The sequence below is a fragment of the Burkholderia sp. WSM2232 genome (genome assembly GCF_000472545.1).
Classification (GTDB): domain Bacteria; phylum Pseudomonadota; class Gammaproteobacteria; order Burkholderiales; family Burkholderiaceae; genus Paraburkholderia.
This window is the reverse complement of record NZ_AWZV01000066.1, coordinates 1-3,515: the sequence shown is the minus strand read 5'-3', so window position 1 is coordinate 3,515 and position 3,515 is coordinate 1. Positions and strand designations below refer to the sequence as shown.

At 69.2% G+C, this 3,515-nt stretch carries 4 protein-coding genes; 1 reads left to right on the top strand and 3 read right to left on the bottom strand.

Annotated elements, in window-relative coordinates; all coding sequences use genetic code 11:
• Window positions 1-127: 127 nt before the first annotated feature.
• On the bottom strand, window positions 128-1,273 hold the full coding sequence (locus tag F757_RS0129755; RefSeq protein ID WP_027214513.1) for a hydantoinase/oxoprolinase family protein: 1,146 nt from the start codon (window positions 1,271-1,273) through the stop codon (window positions 128-130).
• Entirely contained in the window at window positions 1,270-2,358 is a 1,089-nt protein-coding gene (locus F757_RS0129750; protein WP_027214512.1) for an ATP-grasp domain-containing protein, read from the bottom strand. Before F757_RS0129750 ends, F757_RS0129755 begins: the two co-directional genes overlap by 4 nt.
• A gap of 13 nt (window positions 2,359-2,371) precedes the next feature.
• On the opposite strand from F757_RS0129750, the gene F757_RS0129745 reads away from it, so the two are divergent.
• Window positions 2,372-3,118: a HisA/HisF-related TIM barrel protein gene (locus tag F757_RS0129745; protein ID WP_027214511.1), complete on the top strand. Its 747-nt coding sequence runs from the start codon at window positions 2,372-2,374 to the stop codon at window positions 3,116-3,118.
• Window positions 3,119-3,329: 211 nt separating this feature from the next.
• Here F757_RS0129745 and F757_RS36735 read toward each other — a convergent pair.
• Window positions 3,330-3,515, bottom strand: a 186-nt coding sequence (locus F757_RS36735; protein ID WP_035467689.1) for a hypothetical protein, incomplete at its 5' end; no start/stop codon positions are given.

The following is a 3,515-nucleotide window of genomic DNA, read 5'->3' as shown; positions in this document are numbered from 1 at the left end:
GCCTTGTCGGCCTTGTCGGCCTTGTCGGCCTTGTCGGCCTTGTCCCGCTTCGTCCACTCAGTCCGCTATTACGACTCGCACCGCTCGCGGCTCCCGTTCCGCCGCCATTCGTCGCACGGCTCGTTATTCAGGCCACGCAGCTAGTCCCTCGCGCCGCCCGAAACGCCGCGTTCGCACCATATGCACCCTCGCTTGCCGCAGCATCGCGCGCCGCCGCAAGCAGCCCCACGGCCACGCTCGGCGCGCAGGTCGCGGCCCACTCCGCCTGCCCCGCCGTGCCGCCCGCGAGCGTGCCGAAATCGATATAGCCGCGCGCCTCCTCGCGGGCGAGCGCCGCCACGAGAAAACGCCCGCAGCCGGCGCCCACGAGCGGCGCGGCCGCCAGTTCGGGGTGCGCCGCCGTCACGCGCATCAGGTTCGCGCTGATCTCGCGCAATTGCAGGTCACGCCAACGCAATGCAAACGCGCGCCACTCGGCAGGACTCGTTTCATGCGCGTCGCGGCCGATCATGCGTGCAATCCGTCTGCGGCTTGCCAGTTCGGTCTTGGGGCCGTTATCGGCGCTCGGGTACAGGTCGTATTGCGGCGCGAGCTCGCCCGTGAGCCGGTACACGTCGGCCGTGGTCGCGAACCATTCGTTCATCACGTTGACCGCCGCGCCGCCGAATTCGACGCGACCCGCAATCCCGCACAGCGGCGTGCGCACCACGCCCTGATAGACGAGTTCACCGGTCGCGAGCCGCCCGGCATCCGTCGATGCCCGCGCGACTACGCGCCCGTTCGCGACCGGAATGATGTCGGTCGTCGTGCTGCCGACGTCGACTAGCAGCGCGTTCGGAACACGCGTCGCGAGCCAGCGCGCGGTCGCGAGCCAGTTCGCCGACGCGACGCTGCGCCATCCGCTCGCGCAAGTCTCGCCCGTCAACCAGCCAGCCTCGCCTGCATAGAAGGCGACGCGCGACCCGAGCCGCCGCTCCAGCGCGGCGGCGATCGCGCGCACGCCCTGCGAACGGTCCTCGAACAGGTCGACCATCTCGCCGGTCATCGTCACCGCGTGATGCGCGGCGTAGGTCTTCGCAGCCGGCCAGCGCTCGAAGACCAGGTCGATCGTGTGTTCAAGATGCTCGAGCCCCTGCCACAACGGGCAGGCCCATTGTCCGACGTCGAGCAGCACGCCGCCAGGTCCGCTCATCGACACTTTGACGTGCGCGCCGCCGACATCCCAGCCGAACACCGGCGCGCTGCCCGTCGAGTTCATGCGCGGCGCGTTCATGGCTGTGCTCCGCAAGCAGAATGAGCGTCGAATGAGCGCGCGGTAGCGCTCGCCGGCTCGTTCGGCGCGCCTGTTTCGCCGCGCTCGCGCGGGTGAACCCGCACGCCATGTGCCGCCAGCAACGCCGCCGACAGATTGCAGCCAAGCGCGGCGGTGAGTCCCGCATAAGCGACGGTCAGGCGCGGATTGACCTCGATCACAACAGGCCCGCGCGACGGGTGCCACACCACGTCTATCCCGGCAAAGCCGCGCAGCCCCGGAATGGCCTTCGCGACGCGCTCGGCGAGTGCGCGCAGCGCCTTGCCCTGGTCGCTGCCCAGGTCGATCTGGTTGACCGTCACGCCGTCGAATTCGACGATGCTCGCGCACTGTCCCGGCGCGGCACTCTCGAAAAGACCAATGCGCTGCCGGTTGATGCTGACAAGCTCGGCGCGCGCACCGTCGCAGATCAGCGAAAGGCTCAACGGCTCGCCGTCCACCCACTCCTGCAGTACTGGATTGCGCGCGGCAGCCGCGCGCGCGTCGTATTCGGCGCAGGCTTGCGCGAAATCGTCGAATACGAACGTGTCCAGTCCGCCCGCGCCGTCGTCCGGCTTCACGACCCATTTGCTGCCGGCGAGCGCTGCCGCCTGCCCCGGCTCGATGGCCGGCGTGGTCGCAATGCCGTGGGCCGCGAGGCACGCGGCGGTCGCGCTCTTGCTTGATGCGAGCCGGATCGCTTCCTTCGCGCAGCCGAGCCAGCGCGTCGCGCCAACCGCGTCGTACAGATGCAGCAGCAAGCCGTCGCACTCGGGCGCGATGATCCACGCGTAGTCGTGCTCCCGCGCCGCGCGCGCGACGAAGGCCGTCATCGATTCGCCGGGCGCAGCCATACAATGAGCGAGCGCGGGGTCGACGCTTTCGAAGCGCGAGCTCGCAATGCAGACCTGCACGCCGTCGATCCCGCGCAGGTCCGCGGCCAGCGCGTCGCGCATCACGCGTCCTTCGACGATCAGCGCGCTCAGGTCCGCGAGGCTCGCGGCACCGGCGAGCGCCGGGTCGATGCCGCCGCCGGTGAGATACTCGAAGACAAAAATCTTGGTCAAAGGATGCGCCCCTATGCAGGTGATACCGGTTCTCGATCTGCTCGACGGCCACGTCGTGCGCGCGGTGCGCGGCGAACGGGCCGGCTATCTGCCGATACATTCGTCGCTGGCCGCCACCAGCGAGCCGCTCGACATCGCCCGCGCGCTGCTTGCGGCAAGCGGCGCGCGCACGCTCTATATCGCCGACCTCGGCGCGATCCTGCAGCAGCGCCCTCACGTCGCGACGCTTGCCGCGTTGCGTGCCGCGCTGCCGGGCATCGACATCTGGCTCGACGCGGGTTATGCCGACTACGCGTCGATGCTCGCGCTGTTCGCGCGCATCGACGCAAGCGGCCCGCCCGCGCCGCCGCTTGCGGCGACGCTCGTGCCCGTGTTCGGCACCGAATCGCTGCAAGACATTCATGCACTGCGCGCCGCCGAAGCCGCGGGCTTCGCGCCGATCCTCTCGCTGGACCATCGCGCCGGCCAGTTGCTCGGCGCGGCAGGCGTTTGCGAAAGCCCAGAGCCCGCGCGCTCATGGTGGCCGCGCAAAGTGATCGCGATGACGCTCGATCAGGTCGGCAGCTACGACGGTCCCGATCTCGCCACCTTTGAACGCATCCGTGCCGCGGCGCCTGCCGGTACCGACGTGATCGGCGCCGGCGGCATTCGCCACGGCGACGACATGGCGGCTGCCGCTCGCACGGGCGCGCTCGCGTGGCTCGTCGCGTCCGCGCTGCACGACCGCCGCATCGGCAGTCCGCTCGCCGCACCGACGTAAGGCCTGCAAAACAAGTTCTATGCCAATCGGCGGAAAGGGGGTGGTGGTAAACAATCGGCAAGCTTTATCGTGCTTTGACGAGCCGCGGGTGACACTCTGCTCCAGAACGACACACAACCTGTGCGCTGCGCCAGACTGACGCAATAGCGCGCGGCTCAGCAGACGCAGCCCTGCGGGCGCCCCGCGACCCTGCGATGATTTAGGCCGCGCATCACCGATACGAGGCATTGCTACGCTGGTGGTTGCGCGGCAGCGAAAGTCTCGGCATGGAGCTTGCTAAAAGTCGCCCCATGCACCTCTCGCCCACCGATCCGTCGACGACCAGCCCCTCGGGCGCTCCGCACGCGCCCGGCTCGTCGGTGTCGTCGGTGTCGTCGGTGTCGTCGGTGTCGTCGGT

Bases quoted from the DNA above. Each gene is read 5' to 3' on its own strand.
- F757_RS0129745 (WP_027214511.1), top strand. From the start codon at position 2,372: ATGCAGGTGATACCGGTTCTCGATCTGCTCGACGGCCACGTCGTGCGC.
- F757_RS0129755 (WP_027214513.1), bottom strand. From the start codon at position 1,273: ATGAACGCGCCGCGCATGAACTCGACGGGCAGCGCGCCGGTGTTCGGC.